Below are 24,456 nucleotides of genomic sequence, written 5' to 3'. Positions count from 1 at the left end.
CCCATCTCCCCTCCCCATTTGCCAAAATGGGTTTGCCCACGGTGCCAAGGCCCGTGGGCTTTTCTTTGTGCGTCGCGTTTGTCTGCCGCCTCTATGGGACCTGGCGGCGCTGCGCGAGCGACACCAGGCTGTCGCCGGTGACGCGGCAGATGCGCCAGTCCGGCATGACGTCCGCGCCCATCGCCTTGTAGAACTGGATGGCCGGCTCGTTCCAGTCCAGTACCGACCATTCGAAACGTGCGCAGCCACGTTCGACCGCCAGCTGCGCCAGGCGTTGCAGCATCTGCGTGCCATAGCCCTTGCCGCGATGCGCTTGTTTTACGTACAGGTCTTCCAGGTACAGACCCTTCCTGGTGAGGAAGGTCGAGAAATTGTGGAAGAACAGGGCGAAGGTGACGACTTCGCCGTTTTCCGTGCCGACGATTGCTTCGCACGACGGATGCGCGCCGAACAGGCCTTCGTGCAGCAGGGCTTCGGTGGCGACCACCAGGTGTTCGAGTTTCTCGAACACGGCCAGCTCCACGATCATGGCATGGATGTGGGCGACGTCTTGCGGCTGGGCGGGACGGATGGAGAAGGCGGTATGCAGGTTCATGGCGATTCGATCAGATTGTTCAGGTTAGCGGCCTTTACGCTCCTGGCGGCAGGCGCGCGCACGGCCCAGGCGACGCTGGCCAGGCACAGCACCATGCCCAGGAATTCGAGGGGGCCGGGGCGGTAGTCTTCGAGCTGGACCGACAGCAGCACCGACAGCACGGGCGTGACGACGCCGATGTAGACGGCCTTGTTGGCGCCGATGCGGCCGATCAGCGTGAAATAGGCAAAGAAGGCGATGACCGAGCCGAAGATCGACAGGTAGACCAGGCCCGCCCAGTAGGTGGGGCTCGCGGGCAGGGTGAAGGCGTTGCCGTTGGCAAGCGACCATAGCGCCACCATCGACGCGCCCCACAGCATCGACCAGGCCATCGTCAGCGGCAGGTTGGAAGAGTGTTCCTTGACCTTGTTGACCACGATGCTGCCGGCCGAGCTGGCCATGGTGGCGGCCAGCGCCAGCACCACGCCGGCCAGGAAGTGGCCGTCGCCGCCCGTCTTGATTTCTTGCCAGGCATCGCCGATCGCGTGCCAGAACAGCAGGGCCACGCCGACGGTGGCGACGGCGCCGCAGGCCCAGGTGCGGCCCGTGACCGCCGTGCCGAAGAAGATGCGGCTCCAGATCGGCGTCCAGAACACCATCAGCGCGAACATCACCGCCACCAGGCCGGACACGATGTGCTGCTCCGATGCATAGGTGCAGATATACGAGATGCCGAAGGTCAACCCGCCCTGGAGCGCCATCCAGCGATGGGTGCGCCAGGGCAGGCGCAGGCTGTCGCGGCGCACCAGGCAGATGACGAACAGGGCGGCGGCGGCCAGGAAGAAACGGTAGGCCACCGACACGGCGGGAGCGGCATGTCCCAGCTGTAAGGTGATGGCCCAGAAAGTCGAACCCCAGATCAGCGAGGCGACGATGAAGAGGACGGGAGAGGACATCCGCGGGAGTATAGTCCTCCCGCTTTGTTCCTGGCGGCATCTTCCTTGGGGCGCTGAAATTTTGTGTCCAAATAGCAACGTCGGGCTGGCGACCACGCCGCCGACCCTACCAGCGCAGACGAACGCGCCGGTAGCAAAAGCTCAGCACGAACAATGGCCCGATCAGCAGGAAGCGCAGGTCGTCGAAGAACGACGGTTTCTTGCCCTCGATATGGTGGCCGATGAATTGCCCGATCCAGGCCAGCACGAACACCCCGATCGAGGTGACCAGCACGGCGCCCTCCGGCAGCATGTTCAGCAGCCCGAGCATCGCGGCGGCCATCGCCGCCATCCCGAGTGCGAACGGCCTGGACAGCCTGGCGTAATAGGCCAGCGCGGCGGCCACGACGGCCAGGGGCACGACCGGGTGAATTGCCCACAGGATGCCCACCAGGCTGAACACGATGGCCGGGATGCAGACCAAGTGGATCAGTTCGTTGACGGGATGGCGGTGGCTCTCGCCATAGCGGGCCAGCAGAACGTCGATCTCGCGCGGCGTAGAAGTCAATTCCATGACGGCGTCTCCGGTAGTCGTGTCGCCGATTCTACGCCCGCTTCAGGCCACCTCGTGCCCTTCAATCGCCTTGTCCGGCTGGCCGCGCGCTTGACGGCAGTGGCGGCACGGGCGCCGCGGTGTCGGCCGGCTGCAGGCGCAGGTTCGGATGGTTCGCGAACAGTTCCGAGATCCATTCGACGAACACCCGCACCTTGGCCGACAGGTGGCGGTTGTGCGGATAGACGACGTGCACCGGCAGCGGGTCGCAGCGCCATTCGGGCAGCAGGCGCACCATCTTGCCAGTGGCTAGGTGCTCGTTGAGCAGGTAATCGGTCATGTTGATCACGCCCAGCCCCGACAGGCCGGCCTGGATATAGGCGCCCGAATCGTTCAGGGCGATCACCCCGGGCAAGGTCATGTCGATCCGCTCGCCGTCGCGGGTATAGTCCCAGTTGGAGATCTTGCCGTTCTTTGCCGAGAAATAGTTCACGCAGCGGTGCCGTTCCAGGTCGCGCGGGTGCATGGGCATGCCGTAGCGTTCCACATAGGCGGGGGAGGCGCAGGTGACGAAGTTGATCACCCCGACGCGGCGCGCGATCAAGTTGGTATCGAGCAATTCGCCGGCGCGCACGGCGCAATCGACGCCTTCCTCGATCAGGTCGACCGGGCGGTCGGTGGTGCCGAGCTCGAGCGTAATGTCCGGATAGCGCTCGAAGAAATCGGGCAGGGAGGGAATCAGGATCTCGGTCGACAGGCCGGTCGGCGTATCCACCCGCAGCCGTCCGCTGGGGCTGAAGCGGTGGCGCGACAGCGATTCCTCGGCGTCGCGCACGTCGGACAGGATGCGCACGCAGCGCTCGTAATAGGCGGCGCCGTCCGACGTGACCGACACGTGACGTGTTGTGCGGTGCAGGAGCTTGGAGGCCAGCGAAGCTTCCAGCGCCTGTACCAGGGTCGACACTGTTGCCTTGGGCAACTGCAAGGTTTCGGCCGCGCGCGTGAAGCTGCCCGCGTCCACCACTTGCACGAAGACTTCCATGGCCTGGAGTTTGTTCATGTCCTGCTCTCCGGATCAAAGGGAAAAAATGCAGCGATTGTTCAGCAATCTGAACAATCAATTCGGCATTGCCATCTTTATCTGATTGTAGATGAAGACTATTATGTGTGCATCGCAACATATATTTACCAGGAAGACGGAGCAGGCCATGAGCCATCGGAACATTCAGAACGGAATCTTTACCACGGTCGCAGTCGCCCTGAGCGGCGTCGCACTGGCGGCACTGCTCTGCACCGATGCCTACTCGCGCGCCGCCGGCGCCGAGGCGCGTGGCTTCCATGCACTGTCGCTGGAAATGCAGATGAGCTGCGCGGGTGACTGCGCCGACGTCGATGAACGCATCGTCCAGCTCCAGAAACAGGGGGCCGCCCGATGAACGCGGTGCCAGCGGCCCTCGACCGCACCCTCAAGGTGCGCGAGCTCGAGGTCGGCGGCGCCGCCGGCCCGCTGGCCGCACGGCTGTATGCCGCCGGCCCGGCCGCCAAGCGCGATTTGCTGGTGGTGCACTTCCATGGCGGCGGCTTCGACAGTGGCGACCTGGACGAGTGCGACGACTTCCTGCGCAGCCTGGCCGAATGCGATCACCTGCCGCTGGTGCTGGCCTCCACCTATACGCTGGCGACCGTGCAGCCGTTCCCGGCCGCGGTCGAGGACGCCCACGCGGTGCTGCAATGGGCCAAGAAGAACAAGACCAAATTGGGTTGGAACGGCAAGCTGCTGGTCACGTCCGGCATCGAAGCCGGCGCCAACCTCGCGGCGGTGTGCGCGCTGATGTCGCGCGACCGTGGCGGCCCGGCCCTGGCCGGCCAGATCCTGGTCATGCCGATGCTCGACCCGGCCCTGTCCACCGGGTCGATGCGCCAGATGACGTATTGCGCCGATCGCGAGAAGGCGGCCGCCGTGTGCGCGGCCGCCTACCGCGGCTACCTGCCGCACGCGGCCGACCGCTCGCATCCGTATGCGGCGCCGCTGCATTCGAGCCGCCTCAAGAACCTCGCGCCGGCGCTGATCCTGTCGGCCGAGGACGATCCATTACGCGATGAGGCTGAACAATACGGGGCCAAGCTGATCAACGCCGGCATCCGTACCACCGTGCGGCGCATGGCCGCACCCGACCTGCAGGATCCGAATGGACGCAACGAGTGCGCCTGCAAGGTGCAGGCAACGCTCGAAATTTCCAGCTTCCTCGCGCGGCTGGAAGGGCGCGGGGGCGCCTGACCGCTCAGCACCAGTCAATTCCAATGCCTGGCCGCGCCGGCCGGGTAAAACCAATCGCATCGCAAGACGCCAGCGCCAAGTGCACTGGTGAGGGAATCGCTTTGACTGCGTCTTTCGCAGTTTGTGCGAGTAATTAAGCGTCAATTTTCAATGGAGGGTCGCCATGCAGCACAACGAACGGGCACGTGGCCGGCGGTTGCACGCAGCGCGCGACTCTCCCCGGGCCTAGGCCCGACGCCGCCGGCATGAACTGACCGGCTGCGTTTTACCCATTCCCTGAAATTTTTCCACGCCCAGCGTGGGGGGCTTCTTTTTGCCGGCGTTTCGCACGACACGACAAGTCGGCGACGCCGGACGGGGCTTTATTGTCTATTTAATCGTCGTTAATAAGAAAGGTTAATCATGAATAACCAACCAGAATCGGGCAGCCTGAAAGGCGACACGCGGGGCAAGCTGCGTGTGATGGTCGCCGCACTGGCGCTGAGCGGCCTGGTCGGCGCCGGCCTGACCGGCTGCGCCGACGCCAACAGCAACGATGCGCCGGCAGTGCCGGCCGCGCCGCCGGTATCGGCCGCCGTGGTGGTGCAGCAACCGGTGCTCGAGACCCAGGAATTCTCGGGCCGCCTGGAAGCGATCGAGGTGGTCGAGATCCGTTCGCGGGTGTCGGGCTACATCACCGCCGTCAACTTCAAGCCCGGCGCCGAAGTCAGGAAGGGCGACGTGTTGTTCGTGATCGACCCGCGTCCTTACCAGGCCGAGGCCGACCGCACCCAGGCCACCGCCGCCGCCGCCCGCGCCAGAGCCGACCTGGCGCGGCTGGAACTGCAGCGCGCCGAGCGCCTGCTGGCCGACAAAGCGATCGCCCAGCGCGAATTCGACGAACGTGACGCCGGCCAGAAGGAACTCGACGCCAGCGCCCGCGCCGCCGCCGCCGAGTACGAGGCCGCGCGCCTGAACCTGGCCTACACCCGCGTCACCGCGCCGATCGACGGCCGCGTCTCGAAAGCCGAGATCACCCTCGGCAACCTGGTGGACGCCAGCGCCGTGCTGACCTCGGTCGTGTCGCTGGACCGCATCTATGCCAGCTTCGACGGCGACGAAGACACCTATCTGCGCGTGAGCCGCCGCACCCACGCCGGCCAGCCGGTCGAGGTGAAGGTCGGCCTGGCCGGCGAAGAGGGCTTCCCGCACAGCGGCAAGCTGGAATTCGTCGACAACCAGCTCGACAGCCGCAGCGGCAGCGTGCGCATGCGCGCCACCCTGGCCAACGCCGACCGCCAGCTGGCGCCGGGACTGTTCGCCCGCGTGCAGGTCGCCGGTGGCGTGCCGAAGCAGCAGATCTTGATCGTCGACCGCGCCGTCAACACCGACCAGGACCGCAAATTCGTCTACGTGGTCGACAAGGACGGCAAGGCCGAATACCGCACCGTCAAGCTCGGGCCGCTGAACGATGGCCTGCGCGTGGTGCGCGACGGATTGAAGCCAGGCGAGAAGATCGTCGTCAACGGCCTGCAGCGCGTGCGTCCCGGCGCGCCGATCGCCGCGCAGACCGTGCCGATGGTGGCCCCGGCCGCGCCTGCGGCCAAGGATGCCAACGTGGCGCTGGCCGACGTCAAGGAGTAATCGACCATGAACTTTTCCAGATTCTTTGTCGACAAGCCGATCTTCGCGGCGGTGCTGTCGGTGATCATCTTCGTCGGCGGCCTGATTTCGATCCTGCAGCTGCCGATCTCGGAATACCCCGAAGTGGTGCCGCCATCGGTGGTGGTGCGCGCCCAGTATCCGGGCGCGAATCCGAAGGTGATCGCCGAAACCGTGGCCACGCCATTGGAAGAACAGATCAACGGGGTCGAGGACATGCTGTACATGTCTTCGCAAAACACCTCGGACGGCGCGCTGGCGCTGACCGTCACCTTCAAGATCGGCACCAATGTGGATCAGGCCGAGACCGCGGTGCAGAACCGGGTCCAGCGCGCTTTGCCGCGCTTGCCGGAAGAGGTGCGCCAGATCGGCGTGACCACGGTGAAATCGTCGCCCAACCTGACCATGGTGGTGCACCTGAATTCGCCGAACGGCCAGTATGACGACCTGTACCTGCGCAACTACGCGGTGCTGAACGTGAAGGACCAGCTGGCCCGCATCAAGGGCATGGGCGAGGTGCAGCTGTTCGGTTCGGGCGACTACGCGATGCGGGTCTGGCTCGATCCGCAGAAGGTCGCCGCGCGCAACCTGACCGCGGGCGACGTGGTCGATGCGATCCGCGAGCAGAACGTGCAGGTCGCGGCCGGCGTGATCGGCCAGGGACCGGCCAAGGACGCCGACTTCCAGCTGACCGTGAACACCCAGGGCCGCCTGCAGTCCGTCGAGCAATTCGGCGACATCGTCCTCAAGACCAATGCCGACGGCGGCACCACGCTGCTCAAGGACGTGGCGCGCCTGGAACTGGGCTCCAGCTCCTATGCGCTGCGCTCGCTGCTGAACAACAAGTCGGCGGTCGCGGTCCCGGTCTTCGCGGCCCCTGGCGCCAACGACCTGCAACTGTCCGCCGACGTGCGCGCCACCATGGCGACGCTGGCCGAGGACTTCCCGGAGGGCGTGGAATACTCGATCGTGTACGACCCGACCCAGTTCGTGCGCGAGTCGATCGACTCGGTGATCAAGACCCTGCTCGAAGCCGTGGTGCTGGTGGCGCTGGTGGTGATCATCTTCCTGCAGACCTGGCGCGCCTCGATCATCCCGCTGCTGGCGGTGCCGGTCTCGGTGGTCGGCACCTTCGCCGTGATGCTGGCCTTCGGCTTTTCGATCAACACCCTGTCGCTGTTCGGCCTGGTGCTGGCGATCGGCATCGTGGTCGACGACGCCATCGTGGTGGTGGAAAACGTCGAGCGCAACATCGCCAACGGCTTGACGCCGCACGACGCGACCATCCAGGCGATGCGCGAAGTCTCGGGTCCGATCATCGCGATCGCCCTGGTGCTGTGCGCGGTGTTCGTGCCGATCGCCTTCGTGGCGGGCCTGACCGGCCAGTTCTACCGCCAGTTCGCCCTGACCATCGCGATTTCGACCGTGATCTCGGCCTTCGTGTCGCTGACCCTGGCCCCGGCGCTGTCGGCCTCGATCCTGCAGCCGCACGGCGCGCCGAAGGACCGGTTGACGCGCGCGATCGACGCTGTTCTGGGACGCTTCTTCCATGTGTTCAACCGCTTCTTCGCCCGCTCGTCCGAGAAGTACGAAGGCGGCGTGAAGAGCGTCCTGCGCCGCAAGAGCGCCGCCATCGGCGTCTACCTTCTGCTTGCCGTGGGCGCGGTGTTCATGTTCAAGGCGGTGCCGCCGGGCTTCGTGCCGCAGCAGGACAAGGCCTACCTGATCGGCTTCGCCCAGCTGCCCGACGCCGCCTCGCTCGACCGTACCGAGGCCGTGATCCGGGAAATGTCGAAGATCGCCCAGGAGATCCCGGGCGTGGAATCGTCGATCGCCTTCCCGGGCCTGTCGATCAACGGCTTTACCAATGCGCCGAACGCGGGCATCGTGTTCACCAGCCTGAAGCCGTTCAGCGAGCGCAAGGGCAAGGAGATGAGCGCGGACGCCATCGCGGCCGAGATCAACAAGCGCATGGGCTCGGTTGAAGACGCCTTCGTGATGGTGCTGTCGCCGCCGCCGGTCAACGGCCTCGGGACCACGGGCGGCTTCAAGATGATGATCGAAGACCGCGGCAACGTGGGCTACGAAGAACTGTACAAGGCGGTGCAGAACCTGCAGGCCCGCGCCTGGCAAACGCCGGAGTTGGCCGGCGTGTTCTCGGGTTACCAGATCAACGTGCCGCAGCTGTTCGCCGACATCGACCGCGTGAAAGCCAAGCAGCTGGGCGTGTCGCTGTCCGAGATCAACCAGGCCCTGCAGGTCAACCTGGGTTCGGTATATGTGAACGACTTCAACCAGTTCGGCCGCACCTACCAGGTGCGCGTGCAGGCCGACGCCGAGTTCCGCTCGCACCGCGAGCAGATCGACCAGCTGAAGGTGCGTAGCGCCAGCGGCGAGATGATTCCGCTGTCGTCGGTGATGCGCGTGAAGGACACCTATGGTCCTGACCGCGTGACCCGCTACAACGGCTACGTCGCGGCCGAACTGAATGGCGGCGCCGCCCCGGGCATCTCGTCCGGCCAGGCCCAGGCCATCATGGAGCAACTCGCGAAAGAGACGCTGCCCAAGGGCGTGTCGTATGAATGGACCGAGCTGACCTACCAGGACATCCTGTCGGGGAACACCCTGATCTATGTGTTCCCGCTGTGCGTGCTGCTGGTGTTCCTGGTGCTGGCCGCGCAGTACGAAAGCTGGACGTTGCCGCTGTCGGTCATCCTGATCGTGCCGATGTCGATCCTGTGCGCGCTGGCCGGCGTGAAGCTGTCGGGTGGCGACAACAACATCTTCACCCAGATCGCCCTGTTCGTGCTGGTGGGGCTGGCCTCGAAGAACGCGATCCTGATCGTGGAATTCGCGCGCGAGCTGGAGCACGATGGCCGCAGCGTGATCGACGCCGCCCTGGAAGCGAGCCGCCTGCGTCTGCGTCCGATCCTGATGACGTCGATCGCCTTCATCGCCGGCGTGGTGCCGCTGGTGTTCTCGAGCGGCGCCGGCGCCGAGATGCGTCACGCGATCGGCATCGCCGTGTTCTGGGGCATGCTGGGCGTGACCTTCTTCGGCCTGTTCCTGACGCCGCTGTTCTACGTGCTGCTGCGCATGCTGGCCAAGCGCTTTGAAAAACCTGCGAAGGCGCCCGCCGTGGCGCGCAGCGCGGAAGGAGTACATTGAGATGAGTAAGTCAATCACACGCGGCGCGGCTCCTTTCCTGACGCCGCTGCTGGCAGCCTTGTTGTTGACCGCCTGCGCAACGCCTGATTTCGTGCAGCCGCACGTGGCGACCCCGGCCGCCTTCCGCGAAACGCAGGCCCCCAGGGCGGCCGACGTGGAAGTGGCGGGCGCCGACGGCGCGCGCTGGAAGCCGGCGCAGCCGGCCGAAGCCCAGCCGCGCGGCCAGTGGTGGCTGGCCTTCAACGACCCGGCGCTCACCGCGCTGATCGGGGAGGCCGCCGCCAACAACGCCAACCTGGCGGTCGCGGCCAGCCGCGTCAAGCAGGCGCGGGCCATCGCCGGCATCGCCGAAGCCGACCGTATCCCGCAGGTGGGCATTGGCGTCGGCGCCCAGCGCGCACGCCTGTCGCCGCTGGAAGCCGGCCAGGCGCAGGGCGCCGATGCCGAAGCGCGCACCAGCTATACGGCGCGCCTGTCGGCCAGCTACGAGGTCGACCTGTTCGGCCGCGTGGCGGCCGGCGTGTCGGCGGCGCGCGGCGACGCGGCGACCTCCGAGGCGAACTTGCGCTCGGTGCTGCTGGCGCTGCAGGCCGACGTGGCCCAGACCTATTTCAGGCTGCGCGCGCTGGACGCCGAACTCGCGACCGTGGACCAGACCGTACGCCTGCGCGAGGAGAGCGTGAAGGTGACCCAGCGCCGCTTCGAGCTGGGCGACATCGGCGAATTCGACCTGTCGCGCGCCCGCACCGAGCTGGCCACGGCGCGCGCCGAAGCGATCGGCGTGCAGCGCCAGCGCGCCACCACCGAACACGCGCTCGCGGTGTTGCTGGGCAAGCCGGCGGCCGACTACGTGGCCGGTCCGAGCCCGCTGCTCGACGCGAGCCTGATGCCGGCGATCCCCGCCGGCCTGCCGTCGTCGCTGCTGGAGCGCCGGCCCGACATCGTCGCCGCCCAGCGCGCGATGGAAGCGGCCAACGCCCGCATCGGCGTGGCGCGCGGCGCCATGTTCCCGGCACTGATCATCAGCGCCGACGGCGGCAGCGTGGGCGGCGTGTTCTCCGAAGTGTTCAAGTGGAGCAGTCGTTCGTGGGTGGTCGGCGCGCTGGCCTCGATGCCGCTGATCGACGGTGGCCGCAACCGCAACAACGTGGTGCGCAGCGAAGCGGCGCTCGAGGAATCGGTCGGCACTTATCGCCAGAGCGTGCTGGTGGCGTTCGCCGAGGTCGAGGACAACCTGGCTGGCCTGCGCATCCTGGCCGGCCAGTCGGCCCAGATCGACGCCGCCGTGGTCGCGGCGCGCCGCTCGGCCGACCTGGCGCAGAAGCTGTACGACGCCGGCCGCTCGAGCTACCTGGAACTGCTCGACGCCCAGCGCAACCTGGCGGCGGTGGAACGCACCGCGGTGCAGCTACGCGGCGACCGCGCGCTGACGACCGTGGCGCTGATCCGGTCGCTGGGCGGCGGCTGGGATGCGCCGCAGGCGGAAAGTCTTGCCCTGGCGCGGCAATGACCTGATTACGCTGGAACGTTGTTTGCCCTTTGCGGCGGTGCGTGCAAGCGTACCGCCGCTTTTTTATGCAGGTAGCAAAACTACATATTTTATGCGTGTTGAATTGACACGTTTACGGGCCGGGCAGAGACTCACGCTGTCAGCCTCGTCGGAAGAGCGATTCTTGGAACAGAAAGGTAGTTTATCTACCTGATGCGTCGCTCTTGATGAGCGTGACAGGACGATGATTTTTGAAGGAACCCATTCCAACCGAAAAAAATTGGAGGAGACAAATAATGAAGAAGAGCATCATCGCCATGCTGGCGGCGAGCGCCCTGGCCGTCTGCGCCGGCGCCGGCGCCGCCACCCCGCCGGCCCAGTCCGGCAACAGCCAGGCCGTCCTGCTGCAGGGCTTCCACTGGAACTCGTCGGGCTACCGCAGCCCGAACTGGTACAACACCTTGCAGGGCAACGTGGGCGACCTGAAGACGATGGGCTTTACCCACGTCTGGTTCCCGCCGGCGTCCGATTCCGCCGCCTCCCAGGGCTACCTGCCGCGCCAGCTCAATGTGCTCAATTCGAGCTATGGCAGCTCGGCCGAGCTGACCAACGTGGTGCGCGCCTTCACCAACAACGGCATCAGGGCGGTGGCCGACATCGTGGTCAACCACCGCGTCGGCACCACCAACTGGTCGGATTTCACCAATCCCAACTGGACCCTGCACACGATCGTCAATAACGACGAATGCAACTGCGGCCTGGGCAATCCCGACACCGCCCTCGGCTTCGACGGCGGCCGCGACCTCGACCACCGCAACGTGGGCGAAGTCCAGAACGGGATCATCAACTGGCTCAATTACACGCTCAAGCCGGTGGGCTTCAGCGGCATGCGGATCGACTACGTGCGCGGCTTCAGCCCGAGCTATGCCGGCCAGTACGCCAATGCCTTCGGCGCCGAATTCTGCGTCGGCGAGCTGTGGAACGACATGAACCTGAACAATATCGACGCCCACCGCCAGGAAATCATGAACTGGATTAACGGCACGGGCAACAGCTGCGGCGCCTTCGATTTCACCACCAAGGGCCTGCTCAACGATGCGCTCGCCAACGGCAACTACTGGCGCCTGCGCGATGCGTCCGGCAAGCCGCAGGGCGCGCTCGGCTGGTGGCCGGCGATGTCGGTGACCTTCGTCGACAACCACGACACCGGTCCGTCCGAAAGCTGCGGCAACGGCCAGAACTACTGGTCGGTGCCGTGCGGCTCGGTGATGGAAGGGTATGCCTATGTGCTGAGCCATCCGGGCATCCCGACCGTGTACTACCCGCACATCTATAACTGGAACCTGAAGACGCCGATTTCGGCGCTGATGGCGGCGCGCCGCAATGCGGGCGTGCATTCGACGTCGCCGGTGGCGATCCAGCAGGCGACCCAGGGCCTGTATGCGGCGATCATCAGCGGCAATACGCGCCAGCTGGCGATGAAGATCGGGCCGAACAGCTGGAGCCCTGCGGGCAGCGGGTGGACGCTGCAGACGTCGGGGAGTAATTACGCGGTCTGGATCAAGTAACGCCGCTTGCCGTCACCGGCTGCCGTCCATGGCGGCCGGATCGAGCGTGCGCGATGCGATCGGGCGCTAGCCGTGGAAGCCAACGGGGCAATATTGCGCCCCCGTGGTGATGCGCGACGAGGTTTGTCCGGTGTGGATGTCAAACCGACCTGGAAGCCGCGCGCAGTCGCGCTCTGACTCATCTATACAGTTAGAATCTGGAGACGAAGTGTTCATTTCGCACGTCGCTACGTTTAACTTACTACAAGCGAAGTCGTCCCTATGCTAGTTGGCTTGCCTCCCGTTCTTAATCAGCAAACCCGTATTGTTATTCTTGGAAGTTTTCCTGGGGAGGCTTCGCTTTCGGCAAAGCGATACTATGCACATCCAAGGAATCAGTTCTGGCGCCTTTTGTCTGCCGTGACAAACGAGCCTCTTGCGGAGATGGATTACGACGAGCGATTGACTCGCTTGCTCGCTCACCAAATCGGCTTGTGGGACACCATCGCTGCCTGCAAACGCGAAGGAAGCCTGGACGCTGCCATTCGCCAGGCACAGGCCAACGAATTCAGCGTTCTGCTACGGCACAGTCCTCATCTTTTCCGCGTCTGCTTCAACGGTAAGACCTCCGGCAAATCCGAGCAACGCTTCAGCGCGGCAGGGTTCGAGACCCTTGCATTGCCCTCGTCATCGCCAGCCTACGCTCATATGTCTTTTGAAGATAAGCTGGCCGTCTGGAAGAAGATCGTAGAGCCACAATGGTCGCCGCGAGATTGAGGTTCTCGGACCGACTGATCCGATTGTTGCCCGCGCACGGGTGATCCGGATAGCGATCGAAGCGAGCGAAGCGCTGGCACCAATCGCCGCGTACCATCGGGGCTGCAGCCGTTGCTGCCACCCTGGCCTCGATCCATCGATGCTTTCCCGAGTGAGCGTGGAGGATGGGGATGAAGCGCTCCACGGCGTCATTGGGCAGGACGCCAAACGCAAGCCGGAGGCGCGCATGGATCGATAGTCAGGCTCAGCACGGCTTTGCTTGCCTGGGGTCTGCTCAGCGGGTTCACAGGCAGGGGGTCCCTTCCGGCATGGAGCCGAAAGACTCAACGACGTGTATGGTTGTCGACCGTGGGATGTCGACTGTCAGTGATAAGAGGGGAATGATGGGTGTATAACGGACCGGACTGCAGTTGGTTCCTCCTTCGCAGATCCTGGCGCGCACGAAGCGGATGCAGTTAGCTGCGTTTGGATTGTTCATGCAAACCCGCCGGTTCTCTCGAGGACATGTCGGTAGTGAACCTTCTGGAATCTCAGTCAGGGTGAGGCTGCTGCCATCTCTGACCAGCGCCATGTAGTCGATCCGGACACTCTGGTCTGACACGGGAGCCCCGAAAACGAGGGACCCGGGCGAGGTCCTGAAGACCGCGTTCTGGCGAATGCGATTTAGAGCGGCAGTATCCCGATGGCTCACCAAACTGGCTGCGCTGGCTGCTCGCCTGGTCGATTCCTGGACGGTGTTAAAGACATACATCATTCGGGCAGTTTCAATGACGCCGAAGACGACCATGAAGAACACGAGGGCAAGCAAGGCCACCTCGATCGCTGCCACGCCACGTTGATGCCGGTGACCCAATCTCCTAGCCATGGCCGCTCTAGTTGCCGACATAACGCATCTCCGCTACTGCCTGTAGGGGAATTCCATACCGGCCCAGATTGAAGAACCCTGTTGGGTCGAGGAAGTCGACCTGGACAACAACCTTGACTGTCGAGGGCAGGGGGCGAGAACCAACGCCGCTGCTGCAGCTGACGTTGTTGCAGAGAATTTCAACGGCCCGCGTGGACGAGCCCCACCTCAGGTCTGCCAGTTCCTCATTTACGATGGTGCGACCGACGTTGGCCGCGGCCGTGGCAAGAGGTTGGTCGCGCATCTCCTGCGCCGAGATCGTGGACATGTATCGAGCAGTGTCCTGAGCTGCCTTTTGCGTGACCGTATAAGCCCAGAACAGGCGGCCCAAGGTAAGTGGGACGAAGATCAGCAGCACCAATATCGGAAGAATGAATGCTAGCTCGACAGCGGCTGCACCACGTTGCTGCTTGAGGGAGTGGGGAATCGGCTTCATGGATAGAGTGTTACCTGGCCAGGAATAGTGGACTCGTGTGCGATCCCCACAAATTCGGCAAACAAGCTGGTAGGTGTTGCTGGGACCGTCATAAAAAATTTGCCGACAGCTAAGGCAGTGGCGCCAACGTTGGTGCCCGCAGAGACAGGGCACGACAGTAAGGGGATATGTAGTACACGTCGGTTCTGCTCCGAAATTGATAGATGCGTCGAGCGCGGCGCCAAGTACATATTTCCTGAGGTTGCGAAATATGGATTGGAGGAAGGGTAGGATGTTGCGCTCGGCCCGGACGGATAAAGTTTTGACCAGTCTGACGTTGCAAAGCGTGGGTACCCTCCGGTTGGCTCGGCAACCCCTTCCCTGTATGTAGAGAATTTCACTGCCCGTGCATAAGACCAGAGAGGGCCGTACATGCCGGCACTGGCAGGAGCGCTCGAGGAATCGGCGACCGTTTGAAGTCTGGCTCCGTCGACCTGGGGCGCGGCGCTGTGCGATGTCGGCTTGGGATTCATCCACGGAATGCCGTTCGTGACATCATAGGCGTAAGCTTTGATGTTGAAGTCAGGCGGGGCGCCATGCGGATTGCAGCTGCCGCCGCTGTAGTCGTCAAAGCGCGAGTTGAGGTGCTGGTAGAGCGAACCGATTGGAAACGGAGAGGTAACCCTGATGGCCCCTCCCGTCACGCGCGGTGTCCACATGCGACCGGTGCAGATGAAGGGTGCGACTGTGCCAGCGCTGGTGTTGTCGGTAGCGCCCAGTCCTCCTGGCGGAGAGACGGGATCTACCACGAAGTTAACAGGAGTCGTGCCGTTTGGATTCAGTGCCATCAGATCGTAGGTGACACCTCGCCGAAACCCGTACTCGACCAGCTCACTATTACCAGTGGAATTCGTACGTCCAGCGCCAGGAACCGCCGACATGGCGCATACCGCGAAAGGGGTGACGTTGAGTGCGGATCGTCCCGCAACCGCTTTGTCACTAACCTCACCCGATCCGATAGCGCCGTAAATGACCGGCATAAAAATGGTTCCCACTGTTCCTACGGCACTATCCAGTGCTGAGGTGTCGACCTTGACGTAGAAGACTGCGGCCGGCCGCGACCTTGCGGTGGCGTCGCTTATCCATTCTGCACCCGGCCCTGGTGTAGTACTGAACGAAATTGCGCTGTCCAGCCATGGAATGGCCACACCGTAACGGTAGGTATGAGCGCTCGCGGCAGTCCTTCCTGCACCTAATGCCCTGGTGATGCCGTCCGCGGTGCCGTCCAGCTCCCGTACCGCTGCGAGCGCAACCGTCTTGGCAATCCCATGAAGCTCGACCTTCCGGTTGTAGATCATTCCGATATCGATTGCCAGCCCACACATGGCCAGCATGACCAGCATGGCTGGCACGGACATCACGGCAAAAGCCCCCCCCTGGTGTGGCCGATATCGGGGACGGCCCTGAAGTGCGCCGCCGAAGGTGCCAGTCGGCCTGGCGAGATGACGGACAATTCTTTCAGCCAGCGGCGCCATGTTCTCTCCCGTCTAGTCGCGTCACACGCTGTGCGCCATAGGTTCATTCTAGGAAGGGGGCCGTGGGAAACGTTGAGAATTCGCAGCCTTTCCGACTCACGCAGCAGGGAGGCAGTGCTCCTTCATTGATCCACATTTAGCGCTATCCCATCATTTTCCTGCTTCCAAGCTCGTTGGTTCGAGCGGGCGAGTTGGCGGCAACGTCGAGCGACACGCGCGCCCATCATCCTGAAGCTGAATGCCCGGTACTATCACGGCCGGGCGGATCGGCCAAGCGTCATACGGCAGCGGGAAGAGCGATGGCTCGCGCATGCCGCGGCCGACCCGGCGTTCGACGAATGGGAAGCGGTGGTGCTGCAATAAGGCGAGGCATCCTGTGGCGGCCAAATCGGTTCGAGGCGGCGCGCAGCTGTTGCGGTCGATAGACCACGACGCTGTTCGTCAGCCGTTCCTGGGCACTTGGATGAGCCGGCTGGAATCCACTGTGGGAGGAACAGTAACGTGTAGTCCGTGAATCGGACGCTGTTAACGAAACCGTGTCCCCGTCCCCGCCACCTTGCGCAAATGCGCCAGCTTGGCCGAATACACCTCGCGCATATCCCCGCGCGTGCTGTGATCGACCGCCAGCGCGATATGCTCGCGCGCATCGCCCATATGCCCGAGCTTGAAGTGCGCGATCCCCAGCCAGAACCTGAACTCGTCGTTGTACGGCGAGCGTTTCACCTCGCGCCCGAAGTGCGCCACGGCCGCGTCGAAGTCGCCGGCCTCGAGCGCCGCCATGCCCAGGTCGAAGTAGTGATACGGCGGGGTCGGCTCGATCGAGGCGATCCGCCTGGCCAGCGCCTGCGCTTCCAGCGGCCGGCCCAGCGCCAGCAGCAGCAGCTCCAGGTTACGCAGCACCGACAGGTTCTCGGGCTCGCGCGCCAGCGCGGCCTGGAAGGCGCGCTCGGCCAGCGCCAGCTCGCCGTGACGGTGGTAGATCACGGCCAGGGTATTGAGGGTGCTCGCCGTTCCGGGACGCGCCGCCACCGCCGCGCGCGCCCACCAGTAGGCATCGATGATGCGGCCCTGTATCAGCGCTTCGGCGGCGCGGTTGTTCAGGTACAGGGCGACGACGTCCTGTTCGTCCAGCTCGCGGGTGCGCAGGCTCGCGGCTTGCTCGCGCGGGATGAAGTCCACCACCAGCACCCGGTCGGGGTCATGGCCGCGCAGGACGTCGGACGCGTGCTGTCCCAGGCCGATGTTGATGTGGGCGCTCGACAGGTAGATGCCGGCGGTGCGGCTCCAGCTGTCGGCCACCTCCACGCTCTGGAAACGCACCGGCATCCCGAGTTCCTTCGCGAAGGCGGCCGTCATGATGACCAGCGACAGGCAGTTGCCCATGCGCGCTTCGTAGGTTTCGCTGGCGGTGCGCGTGATGCGCGACTCGTATTCGAGCTTCAGGTCGGTCTTGCTGTACAGCGCGTCCACCAGGCCATGGCGCATGCCCTTGGCGTGCAGGCGCTGGGTGAAGGCGGCGCTGTGCAGGTAGTCGCGCATCGCGGGGCTCAGTGCGAACAGGTCCTGCGCGCCGACCGCTTCGGACGGCGGCGCGAAGCGCTCGTCGGCGAACAGCGCCGATGGCGGAACGGAAGAAGGGGAGGGAGAGGTGCTGGCGCAGCCGCCCAGCAGCAGGGACAGCGACAGCAGTCCGGTCACGAGGCGCTTCATGTCTCCTCCCTGTACGCGCGGGTAGTGACTTTCCAGTATCCGCTTGCGTCAGGCAGAAGTCAAAAGGCTTCAATCCTCGTGAAAGGCTTCAGTCTTCGTGGAAGGCTTCCAGCAGTTCGTCGAGGATCTCGGCGGTTTCCTCGCTCGACAAGCCCAGGTAGGCGCAGGCCGCGGCGCCGCCCTTGTTCCACTCGGTCGATTCGGCGTGGCCCTGGTAGCGGCAGATCGCGTTCTCGGCCAGCAGCGACAGCGCCACCAGCGAGCGCACCGGCGAGGCCGTCGACGCGTCGTCGATCACGGCGTAATCGTGGTGGTGCAGGATGGCCCACGACACGTGGTCCGACAGCCCCCAGTTCCGCGCCAGCAGGCAGCCGACGGCGGCGTGGCTGGTGTCGTGGCGTTCTACTTCGAGCGCGGTGAAGGGACGAACCGCTTCGAGCGAGGCCGCGCCATAGGTGACGTTGTAATCCTTGAAGCGCTCCATCAATAGCGGCACGCCGGTATCGCAGAACAGGCCGAAGGTGTGGGCCACGTCCGCCTCGCCCATGCGCAGGCGGCGCGACAGGAACACCATCGCCTGCGCGCGGCGCGTCGAGATGTCCCAGAAGCTGGCCAGGGCCGCGCTGTTGGCCGGAATCGCGCGGCGCGCCAGCAGGCCGGTCATCAGCGCCGCCACCTGGTTAATGCCGAGGAACAGGATGGCCTGCTCGACCGACTTGGCCTTGCGCCGGCCGCCATAGATCGACGAATTGGCAAGTTTCAGGAGGGCGCCGGACATGCCGACGTCGCTCGCCACGATCGTGCCGATGGCATCCAGCGAAGGATCTTCCGCCGTCAGTTCGCGCTGCAGGTCGGCGAGCAGGCTGGGCCGAGGCGGGATGCGGATCGACTTGATCAGGGCATCGACCTGGTCGATCTGCGGAATGGGCTCGACGACGGTGTTCATGGAAGTGGAGGCGCGGATAGGCTTCGCGGAAATACGGAGGACGCTGTCACTATACCCGACTCATTTAGTTATTGCAGCAAGGCAATGCCTTCATTGCTCTGTTCTTGTATCAATTTCACCAAAACGGCGGGTCATGCTGTCCCACGCTAGAATCTTCGCATGGCTATCTCAACCATTGCAGGAATCGATTTCTCAAAGCCGGCGCACCTCGTGGCGCAGCAGCTGATCGGCGTCACGGTGCTGGTCGACGGCGTCGGCGGCCGGATCGTCGAGACGGAAGCCTATGACCACGAAGACCCGGCCTCGCACGCGTATTCCGGGCCGACCGAGCGCAACGCGTCGATGTTCGGCCCGCCCGCGCATGCCTATGTTTACAGATCGTACGGCATCCACTGGTGCCTGAACTTCGTGTGCCAGGAGCCTGGACACGGCGCCGGCGTCCTGATCCGGGCGCTGGAACCGGTGGCGGGACTGGATCGCATGCGCGCGCGGCGCGATGCGCTGGACGCACGTTCGCTGTGTTCCGGGCCGGGCAAGCTGTGCCAGGCGCTGGGCGTGAACCGTGCGCACGACGGCATGGCGTTGGCGCAGCAACCATTCGAACTGCTGCCGGCCGCACCAAGCCTGCCGCTCGTGGCCGGCCCGCGCATCGGCATCTCGAAGGCGGTCGACGTGCCCTGGCGGTTTGGGCTGGCCGGCTCGCGTTTCGTCAGCCGGCCGTTCCGCTAGCCGCGGCGCGCGGAATGGCCGCGCCGGGTCGCGCGTCAGGCGCGCCGCCGCGCGGGCGCCGCGGGCAGGGCGCGCATCGGGCCGCCGCGCATCGCGCTGCCCGAGGCGCGCCGCTCGCCCACGCCCTGGAAGCCCGATTCCGGCGCGTCTTCCGCGATCGTCTCCTGTTGCGTTTCGACGCCCGCCGCGTCGGCGTCCAGGTCTGGCGCAATGCGGAAGATCGCCACCGCCTTGGCCAGGTTCACGGTCTGCTCGTGCAGGCTTTCGGCCGCCGCCGCGGCCTGTTCGACCAGGGCCGCGTTCTGCTGCGTCATGCCATCCATCTGCCCGACCGCGCGATTGACCTCGGCGATGCCGTCGGCCTGCTCGGTGCTGGCGATGCTGATGCGGCCGATGATGTCGTTCACCTGGCGCACCGAGGACACGATGTCGCCCATGCTGGCGCCGGCCTCGCTGACCGAGGCGTTGCCGCGCTCGATGATGTTCACCGAATCGGCGATCAGGCCCTTGATCTCCTTGGCCGCCGCCGCCGAGCGCTGGGCCAGGGTGCGCACCTCGGAGGCCACCACCGCGAAGCCGCGTCCCTGTTCGCCGGCGCGCGCCGCTTCCACCGCCGCGTTCAGGGCCAGGATATTGGTCTGGAACGAGATGCCGTCGATGACGCCGATGATCTCGACGATCTTGCGCGAGCTGGCCTGGATCGATTCCATCGTCGTCACCGCCTGCTGCACCGCCTGGCCACCGCGCGATGCCAGTTGCGCCGCTTCGGCCGCCAGCTCCGACGCCTGGCGCGCATTGCTGGCATTGTCCTTGACCGCCGTGGTCAGGGTTTCCATGGTGCTGGCGGTCTGCTCGAGCGAGCCGGCCTGCATCTCGGTGCGGGTCGACAGGTCGAGGTTGCCGCTGGCGATTTCCTGCGACGCCGTGTCGATCGAACGCACCGCGTTCATCACGCTGTGCAGGGCGGCGTTCAGGCGCGCGATGGTGTGGTCCAGCGCGCGCGCGGTGTCGTCGATCTCGTCGCGGCCTTTCGCGTGCAAGGGCGGCGCGTCGAGCCGGCCCTCGGCCAGTTCGCCGACCGTGCGCGCGATCGCATTGATCCCGCCCAGCATCGAGCGCCGCACCAGCATCGTCACCGCCAGCGACAGCCCGATCGACAGCAGCACCAGGCCGGCCATGCTCAAGCCCAGGCTGCGGAACTCGGCCTTGGCGGCGGCGTGGGCGGCCTCGCTCATCTTCTTCTCGAGCTGGGCCAGGCGCGTCAGTTCGGCGTCGAGGGCGACGAACTGCTGCTCGGCCTTCTGCATCGAATTGGTGGCGATCGACTGGTCGACCGACGCCATTTCGATCGTCTCGCCGACTGCCTTGCGGTAGCGCGCCAGCGCCGCCTGCGAAGCCTCGATCGGCGCGCGCTCGTGCTGTTCGGCGGCCTGCGCGAACTTGTCCAGCTGTTCGCCGATGGCGGCGTGCCTGCGCCCGATATCGGCGGACAGGGCGGCCAACCGGTTCTGGGCGAAGCTGCCATTGACCCAGGCCAGGAACTGGTAGGCGTTGGCATGCGCGAAGCGCGCCTCGCCGGCCACGTCGGCCACCGCCTGCAGGCGCGCGGCGCGCACCTGCACCATGTGTTCGAGCGACGCGTTCTGGCGCACCATGCCGTAGTAGGCGGCCGCCGAAAGCAGGGTCAGCAGGACGAGCACGAGGCCCGGGGCCAGCAACAGTTTCTGGCCGATCCGCAGTTTGTTCAGCATGGGAGTCACTCCTAGAGGCGCGCAGCGTGGACGGCGGCGCCGTCCACGCGACGCGAACCGCAATTATTTCTTATAGATGCCGGCTTCGAGCACCACGTCGTCGACCAGCAGGATATACGTGGTCTTGGGCTCGATCTTGCCGGTGCTCGGATTCTTGTACTGGTAATCGACCCAGCCCTTGCCCTTGGCGGCGGCCAGCTCGATGATCTCGCGCCGGTATTTTTTTCCGTTCGCATCCGGCACGTCGGTCAGATCCTTGCCGACGATCGACGGGTTGTACGGGTGGGCCAGCACGATGCCGGTCTTGACGTCGCGCAGGTCGACATACAGCGAGCCCTGGACGAAGCTCGGATCCTTGGCGTTGATGAGCCTCATCATCTCGGCCTTGCCCTTGGCCTTGATGACAGCGGCGCCGCGCTCGGCCATCGCGATGGCGTCCTTTTCGGTCGGTTCGTTGGCAAAGGCGGTGGGAGCGGCCAGTCCCAGGCAGAGGGCGGCGGCGGTAGCGAACATCTTCATGGGTGGCTTTCCTTTCGGGTGTGTTCAGTAGGATATTTCTCAAGTGCACGACTAATGTACCGAGCCGCGACGGCGCCGGATTGCGTTCGCACAACGACAGAGGTCGCGAGCCCATCGCGTTGTGTCCTTGCGTCACTTCGCCGGACTACATCACAGGTTTGTTTTAAAGCGAGCCGGAGAAGCGATGACGTTGATGGAAGGCAATTCCAGTTGCATACAGGCTCCCTAAGATGAGTGCTTACCGGCAACTTGCCGCCTGTCATCTCACTGGAGAATTCTCGTGACCACGACTGCATCGACGCCTTCCAAGTTCAAACCATATACTCGCCAGTCCATCGTTACAGCGCGCCAATGGGAATGGCTCACGCCCGAGCTGCAGGAAGCCGTGCAGGTGGTATCGCACGTGCTGCCGTTTCGCACCAATGCCTATGTGATGGATGAGCTGATCGACTGGAAGCGCGTGCCCGACGATCCGATCTACCGCCTGACTTTCCCGCACCGCGACATGCTGCCGGCCCACGAATACGAGCAGTTGCGCGATCTGGTGCTGTACAAGAAGGACGACGCCGCGATCGCGCGCCTGGTGCACGACATCCGCATGCGCATGAATCCGCACCCGGCCGGCCAGATGACGCACAACGTCCCGCGCGTGAACGACGCGCCGCTCAAGGGCCTGCAGCACAAGTACAAGGAAACCGTGCTGTTCTTCCCCAGCGCCGGCCAGACCTGCCACGCCTACTGCACCTTCTGCTTCCGCTGGCCGCAGTTCGTCGGCATGGACGAGATGAAGTTCGACGCGCGCGAGTGCGGCGAGCTGGTGAGCTACCTCAAGATGCATCCGGACGTGACCGACGTCCTGATCACCGGCGGCGACCCGATGATCATGAATACGCGCTCGCTCGGCGAGTTCCTCGAACCCCTGCTGGCCCCCGAGCTGGCCCACATCCAGAACATCCGCATCGGCACCAAGTCGGTCGCCTATTGGCCGCAGCGCTTCGTGTCGGACAAGGACAGCGACGACCTGATGCGCCTGTTCGAGAAGGTGGTGGCGAGCGGGAAGAACCTGGCCATCATGGGCCACTACAACCATGCGGTCGAGCTGCGCGCGCCGATCGCCCAGCAGGCGGTCAAGCGCATCGTCGGCACCGGCGCCACCCTGCGCATGCAGGGCCCGCTGATCCGCCACATCAACGAAGACCCGAAGAGCTGGGCCGAACTGTGGACCACCGGGGTGCGCCTGGGCGCCATCCCCTATTACATGTTCGTCGAGCGCGACACCGGCCCGCGCGACTACTTCTCGCTGCCGCTGGCGCGCGCCCACGAGATCTTCCAGGAGGCCTATTCGATGGTCTCGGGCCTGTCGCGCACCGTGCGCGGGCCGTCGATGAGCGCCTTCCCCGGCAAGGTCGTGATCGACGGCGTGGTGACCATCAACGGCGAAAAGCTGTTCGCGCTGCAGTTCCTGCAGGCGCGCAATCCCGAGTGGGTGCGCCGCCCGTTCTTCGCCAGGTTCGACCCCGACGCCACCTGGCTCGATCATTTGAAACCCGCGTTCGGGCGCGACCGCTTCTTCTTCGAAATGGAAAGCGGCGGTCCGCTGCGCGGACCCGGCGGCCGCGTGATCCCGCTGGTGCCAATGGGCCAGCGCGGCGAAGCCCAGCCCGACGCGGCCTGATGCCAGGCGCGGGGCCGATGATGCAGCCGGGCGCCGTGGCTTGCGCGGCGCCCCTGCGCCTGTCCGGCGTGGGGGTGTTCGTCTACGTGTTCCTGCCGTTCGCGCTGGGGCACTTCCTGTCTTCGCTGCTGCGCAACGTGAACGCGGTGCTGGCCTCGCACCTGGTGGGGGCGCTGGCGCTCACGCCGGGCCAGCTCGGGCTGCTCACCAGCGCCTTCTTCTTCGCCTTCGCCCTGGTCCAGCTGCCGGTGGGGATGGCGCTGGACCGCTACGGGCCGCGCCGGGTGCAGGTGGTGCTGCTGCTGCTGGCCTCGTGCGGCGCGCTCCTGTTCGCGAATTGCGACGGCTTTTATGGCCTGCTGGCGGCGCGCGCCATCATGGGCTGCGGCCTGGGCGGCTGCTTCATGGCGGCGGTCAAGGCGATTTCCACCTGGATCGCGCCGAACCGGCTGCCGTCGGTGCACGGCTACCTGATCGCGGTCGGCGGCATGGGCGCCGCCAGCGCCACCATGCCGGTGCGCGCCGTGCTGGAATACACCGACTGGCGCGGCCTGTTCTGCCTGCTGGCGGCGCTGGTGGCCTGCACTGGCCTACTGATCGCGCTGCTGTATCCAAAGGCCACCGGCGCGGTCGCGCAGCGCGGCCCGCTGTTGCCGGCCCTGCGCGAAGTCTGGCGCGCGCCGAGCTTTCGCGCGGTCGCCTCGCTGGTGCTGATCCCGCATGCGGTGTTCTTCGGCGTGCAGGGCCTGTGGATCGGGCGCTGGCTGCTCGACGTCGGCCGCTATTCCGAGCCCGCGGTCGCCTATCTGCTCTACCTGGGGATGGCGGCGGTGGTGTTCGGCGCGATCGCGGTCGGCATGGTCACCGAATGGGCCGGGCGGCGCGGCATGCCGCCGCTCGACGTGGCGGCCGCCGGCATCACCTTCTTCGTGCTGGTGCAGGCCGCCATGGTCATCGGTTACCGGCCCAGCTTCGCGATGCTGTCGGTGATGTTCACGCTGGTGGGCACGATCACCGGCATCGAGTACGCCATCGTGGCGCAATCGATGCCGCGCGAACTGACGGGACGCGCCGCGACTTTCCTGAACCTCTTGATCTTCATCGGCGCCTTCCTGGTGCAGGCCGGCTTCGGGCTGGTGATCGGCCTGTGGGAGCCCGACCTGCTCGGCCGCGCGCCGCCCGAAGCCTACCGCGCCGCTTTTGCCCTGCTGGTGGCGATCCAGCTGCCCGGCCTGTGGCGTTTCGCGCGCCGGCGCACGGCCCTTGGGACTTCTCAGCCGTGACATACACGGTCGCGTTGTCATATACAC

The 24,456-nt window shown here is 65.2% G+C and carries 21 protein-coding genes; 10 read left to right on the top strand and 11 right to left on the bottom strand.

Features of this window, described 5'->3' with window-relative positions:
* Positions 1-91: 91 nt before the first annotated feature.
* The 4 genes from ACZ9AQ_RS09810 to ACZ9AQ_RS09795 form a co-directional block, all read right to left on the bottom strand.
* Entirely contained in the window at positions 92-595 is a 504-nt protein-coding gene (locus ACZ9AQ_RS09810; RefSeq protein WP_429203574.1) for a GNAT family N-acetyltransferase, read from the bottom strand.
* A complete protein-coding gene (locus tag ACZ9AQ_RS09805; protein WP_429203573.1) occupies positions 592-1,530 on the bottom strand; it encodes a DMT family transporter in 939 nt (312 codons plus the stop codon). The genes ACZ9AQ_RS09810 and ACZ9AQ_RS09805 overlap by 4 nt, the downstream gene beginning before the upstream one ends.
* 106 nt (positions 1,531-1,636) lie before the next feature.
* A complete protein-coding gene (locus ACZ9AQ_RS09800; RefSeq protein WP_429203572.1) occupies positions 1,637-2,083 on the bottom strand; it encodes an Mpo1 family 2-hydroxy fatty acid dioxygenase in 447 nt (148 codons plus the stop codon).
* Positions 2,084-2,144: 61 nt separating this feature from the next.
* Complete coding sequence (locus ACZ9AQ_RS09795; protein ID WP_429203571.1) at positions 2,145-3,122, bottom strand: LysR family transcriptional regulator; 978 nt, start codon at positions 3,120-3,122, stop codon at positions 2,145-2,147.
* A 148-nt stretch (positions 3,123-3,270) separates the two neighbouring features.
* Here ACZ9AQ_RS09795 and ACZ9AQ_RS09790 point away from each other — a divergent pair, with 148 nt between their 5' ends.
* From ACZ9AQ_RS09790 to ACZ9AQ_RS09760, 7 genes are all read left to right on the top strand, one after another.
* Positions 3,271-3,498 carry a hypothetical protein gene (locus ACZ9AQ_RS09790; RefSeq protein WP_005665113.1) on the top strand — a complete coding sequence of 76 codons (228 nt, stop codon included), beginning with the start codon at positions 3,271-3,273 and terminating at the stop codon, positions 3,496-3,498.
* Positions 3,495-4,340: an alpha/beta hydrolase gene (locus ACZ9AQ_RS09785; RefSeq protein ID WP_429203570.1), complete on the top strand. Its 846-nt coding sequence runs from the start codon at positions 3,495-3,497 to the stop codon at positions 4,338-4,340. Before ACZ9AQ_RS09790 ends, ACZ9AQ_RS09785 begins: the two co-directional genes overlap by 4 nt.
* A gap of 402 nt (positions 4,341-4,742) precedes the next feature.
* A complete protein-coding gene (locus ACZ9AQ_RS09780) occupies positions 4,743-5,963 on the top strand; it encodes an efflux RND transporter periplasmic adaptor subunit (RefSeq protein ID WP_429203569.1) in 1,221 nt (406 codons plus the stop codon).
* Between the two features lie 6 nt (positions 5,964-5,969).
* A complete protein-coding gene (locus ACZ9AQ_RS09775; RefSeq protein WP_429203568.1) occupies positions 5,970-9,149 on the top strand; it encodes an efflux RND transporter permease subunit in 3,180 nt (1,059 codons plus the stop codon).
* Position 9,150: 1 nt separating this feature from the next.
* On the top strand, positions 9,151-10,659 hold the full coding sequence (locus ACZ9AQ_RS09770) for an efflux transporter outer membrane subunit (RefSeq protein ID WP_429203567.1): 1,509 nt from the start codon (positions 9,151-9,153) through the stop codon (positions 10,657-10,659).
* A 275-nt stretch (positions 10,660-10,934) separates the two neighbouring features.
* Positions 10,935-12,206 (top strand): glucan 1,4-alpha-maltotetraohydrolase domain-containing protein, encoded by a 1,272-nt coding sequence (locus ACZ9AQ_RS09765; protein WP_429203566.1) that lies wholly within the window; start codon positions 10,935-10,937, stop codon positions 12,204-12,206.
* A 261-nt stretch (positions 12,207-12,467) separates the two neighbouring features.
* Positions 12,468-12,962 (top strand): DNA-deoxyinosine glycosylase, encoded by a 495-nt coding sequence (locus ACZ9AQ_RS09760; protein WP_429203565.1) that lies wholly within the window; start codon positions 12,468-12,470, stop codon positions 12,960-12,962.
* A gap of 283 nt (positions 12,963-13,245) precedes the next feature.
* On the opposite strand, the gene ACZ9AQ_RS09755 is transcribed toward ACZ9AQ_RS09760, so the two are convergent.
* The 5 genes from ACZ9AQ_RS09755 to ACZ9AQ_RS09735 all read right to left on the bottom strand — a co-directional run bounded on the left by ACZ9AQ_RS09755 (position 13,246) and on the right by ACZ9AQ_RS09735 (position 18,472).
* Entirely contained in the window at positions 13,246-13,827 is a 582-nt protein-coding gene (locus ACZ9AQ_RS09755) for a TadE/TadG family type IV pilus assembly protein (RefSeq protein WP_429203564.1), read from the bottom strand.
* Between the two features lie 7 nt (positions 13,828-13,834).
* Positions 13,835-14,302: a TadE/TadG family type IV pilus assembly protein gene (locus ACZ9AQ_RS09750; RefSeq protein ID WP_429203563.1), complete on the bottom strand. Its 468-nt coding sequence runs from the start codon at positions 14,300-14,302 to the stop codon at positions 13,835-13,837.
* The gene (locus tag ACZ9AQ_RS09745) at positions 14,299-15,816 is read right to left on the bottom strand and encodes a pilus assembly protein TadG-related protein (protein ID WP_429203562.1); all 1,518 of its coding nucleotides are present in this window, start codon (positions 15,814-15,816) and stop codon (positions 14,299-14,301) included. Before ACZ9AQ_RS09745 ends, ACZ9AQ_RS09750 begins: the two co-directional genes overlap by 4 nt.
* Before the next feature lie 525 nt (positions 15,817-16,341).
* Positions 16,342-17,526: a tetratricopeptide repeat protein gene (locus tag ACZ9AQ_RS09740; RefSeq protein WP_429203561.1), complete on the bottom strand. Its 1,185-nt coding sequence runs from the start codon at positions 17,524-17,526 to the stop codon at positions 16,342-16,344.
* 88 nt (positions 17,527-17,614) lie between these two features.
* A complete protein-coding gene (locus ACZ9AQ_RS09735) occupies positions 17,615-18,472 on the bottom strand; it encodes an HDOD domain-containing protein (RefSeq protein ID WP_429203560.1) in 858 nt (285 codons plus the stop codon).
* A 159-nt stretch (positions 18,473-18,631) separates the two neighbouring features.
* On the opposite strand from ACZ9AQ_RS09735, the gene ACZ9AQ_RS09730 reads away from it, so the two are divergent.
* On the top strand, positions 18,632-19,201 hold the full coding sequence (locus ACZ9AQ_RS09730; RefSeq protein WP_429203559.1) for a DNA-3-methyladenine glycosylase: 570 nt from the start codon (positions 18,632-18,634) through the stop codon (positions 19,199-19,201).
* A gap of 35 nt (positions 19,202-19,236) precedes the next feature.
* Here the strand turns inward: ACZ9AQ_RS09730 and ACZ9AQ_RS09725 are convergent, their stop codons facing one another.
* Positions 19,237-20,952 carry a methyl-accepting chemotaxis protein gene (locus ACZ9AQ_RS09725; protein ID WP_429203558.1) on the bottom strand — a complete coding sequence of 572 codons (1,716 nt, stop codon included), beginning with the start codon at positions 20,950-20,952 and terminating at the stop codon, positions 19,237-19,239.
* Positions 20,953-21,015: 63 nt separating this feature from the next.
* Positions 21,016-21,471, bottom strand: a complete 456-nt coding sequence (locus tag ACZ9AQ_RS09720; RefSeq protein ID WP_429203557.1) for a cache domain-containing protein — start codon at positions 21,469-21,471, stop codon at positions 21,016-21,018.
* A 280-nt stretch (positions 21,472-21,751) separates the two neighbouring features.
* Here ACZ9AQ_RS09720 and ACZ9AQ_RS09715 point away from each other — a divergent pair, with 280 nt between their 5' ends.
* Together ACZ9AQ_RS09715 and ACZ9AQ_RS09710 are read left to right on the top strand one after the other, a co-directional pair.
* Positions 21,752-23,146, top strand: a complete 1,395-nt coding sequence (locus tag ACZ9AQ_RS09715; protein WP_429203556.1) for a KamA family radical SAM protein — start codon at positions 21,752-21,754, stop codon at positions 23,144-23,146.
* Positions 23,146-24,429 carry an MFS transporter gene (locus ACZ9AQ_RS09710; RefSeq protein ID WP_429203555.1) on the top strand — a complete coding sequence of 428 codons (1,284 nt, stop codon included), beginning with the start codon at positions 23,146-23,148 and terminating at the stop codon, positions 24,427-24,429. Before ACZ9AQ_RS09715 ends, ACZ9AQ_RS09710 begins: the two co-directional genes overlap by 1 nt.
* Positions 24,430-24,456: the final 27 nt, after the last annotated feature.

Source organism: Massilia sp. UYP34 (genome assembly GCF_056279385.1).
The sequence above is the reverse complement of the archived record's forward strand: the minus strand, read 5'-3'. Positions and strand labels throughout refer to the sequence as shown.

What these genes read in the sequence shown, in the direction of transcription:
- ACZ9AQ_RS09810 (WP_429203574.1), bottom strand. Translation starts at nt 595, where the DNA reads ATGAACCTGCATACCGCCTTCTCCATCCGTCCCGCCCAGCCGCAAGAC.
- ACZ9AQ_RS09805 (WP_429203573.1), bottom strand. Translation starts at nt 1,530, where the DNA reads ATGTCCTCTCCCGTCCTCTTCATCGTCGCCTCGCTGATCTGGGGTTCG.
- ACZ9AQ_RS09800 (WP_429203572.1), bottom strand. Translation starts at nt 2,083, where the DNA reads ATGGAATTGACTTCTACGCCGCGCGAGATCGACGTTCTGCTGGCCCGC.
- ACZ9AQ_RS09795 (WP_429203571.1), bottom strand. Translation starts at nt 3,122, where the DNA reads ATGAACAAACTCCAGGCCATGGAAGTCTTCGTGCAAGTGGTGGACGCG.
- ACZ9AQ_RS09790 (WP_005665113.1), top strand. Translation starts at nt 3,271, where the DNA reads ATGAGCCATCGGAACATTCAGAACGGAATCTTTACCACGGTCGCAGTC.
- ACZ9AQ_RS09785 (WP_429203570.1), top strand. Translation starts at nt 3,495, where the DNA reads ATGAACGCGGTGCCAGCGGCCCTCGACCGCACCCTCAAGGTGCGCGAG.
- ACZ9AQ_RS09780 (WP_429203569.1), top strand. Translation starts at nt 4,743, where the DNA reads ATGAATAACCAACCAGAATCGGGCAGCCTGAAAGGCGACACGCGGGGC.
- ACZ9AQ_RS09775 (WP_429203568.1), top strand. Translation starts at nt 5,970, where the DNA reads ATGAACTTTTCCAGATTCTTTGTCGACAAGCCGATCTTCGCGGCGGTG.
- ACZ9AQ_RS09770 (WP_429203567.1), top strand. Translation starts at nt 9,151, where the DNA reads ATGAGTAAGTCAATCACACGCGGCGCGGCTCCTTTCCTGACGCCGCTG.
- ACZ9AQ_RS09765 (WP_429203566.1), top strand. Translation starts at nt 10,935, where the DNA reads ATGAAGAAGAGCATCATCGCCATGCTGGCGGCGAGCGCCCTGGCCGTC.
- ACZ9AQ_RS09760 (WP_429203565.1), top strand. Translation starts at nt 12,468, where the DNA reads ATGCTAGTTGGCTTGCCTCCCGTTCTTAATCAGCAAACCCGTATTGTT.
- ACZ9AQ_RS09755 (WP_429203564.1), bottom strand. Translation starts at nt 13,827, where the DNA reads ATGGCTAGGAGATTGGGTCACCGGCATCAACGTGGCGTGGCAGCGATC.
- ACZ9AQ_RS09750 (WP_429203563.1), bottom strand. Translation starts at nt 14,302, where the DNA reads ATGAAGCCGATTCCCCACTCCCTCAAGCAGCAACGTGGTGCAGCCGCT.
- ACZ9AQ_RS09745 (WP_429203562.1), bottom strand. Translation starts at nt 15,816, where the DNA reads ATGGCGCCGCTGGCTGAAAGAATTGTCCGTCATCTCGCCAGGCCGACT.
- ACZ9AQ_RS09740 (WP_429203561.1), bottom strand. Translation starts at nt 17,526, where the DNA reads ATGAAGCGCCTCGTGACCGGACTGCTGTCGCTGTCCCTGCTGCTGGGC.
- ACZ9AQ_RS09735 (WP_429203560.1), bottom strand. Translation starts at nt 18,472, where the DNA reads ATGAACACCGTCGTCGAGCCCATTCCGCAGATCGACCAGGTCGATGCC.
- ACZ9AQ_RS09730 (WP_429203559.1), top strand. Translation starts at nt 18,632, where the DNA reads ATGGCTATCTCAACCATTGCAGGAATCGATTTCTCAAAGCCGGCGCAC.
- ACZ9AQ_RS09725 (WP_429203558.1), bottom strand. Translation starts at nt 20,952, where the DNA reads ATGCTGAACAAACTGCGGATCGGCCAGAAACTGTTGCTGGCCCCGGGC.
- ACZ9AQ_RS09720 (WP_429203557.1), bottom strand. Translation starts at nt 21,471, where the DNA reads ATGAAGATGTTCGCTACCGCCGCCGCCCTCTGCCTGGGACTGGCCGCT.
- ACZ9AQ_RS09710 (WP_429203555.1), top strand. Translation starts at nt 23,146, where the DNA reads ATGCCAGGCGCGGGGCCGATGATGCAGCCGGGCGCCGTGGCTTGCGCG.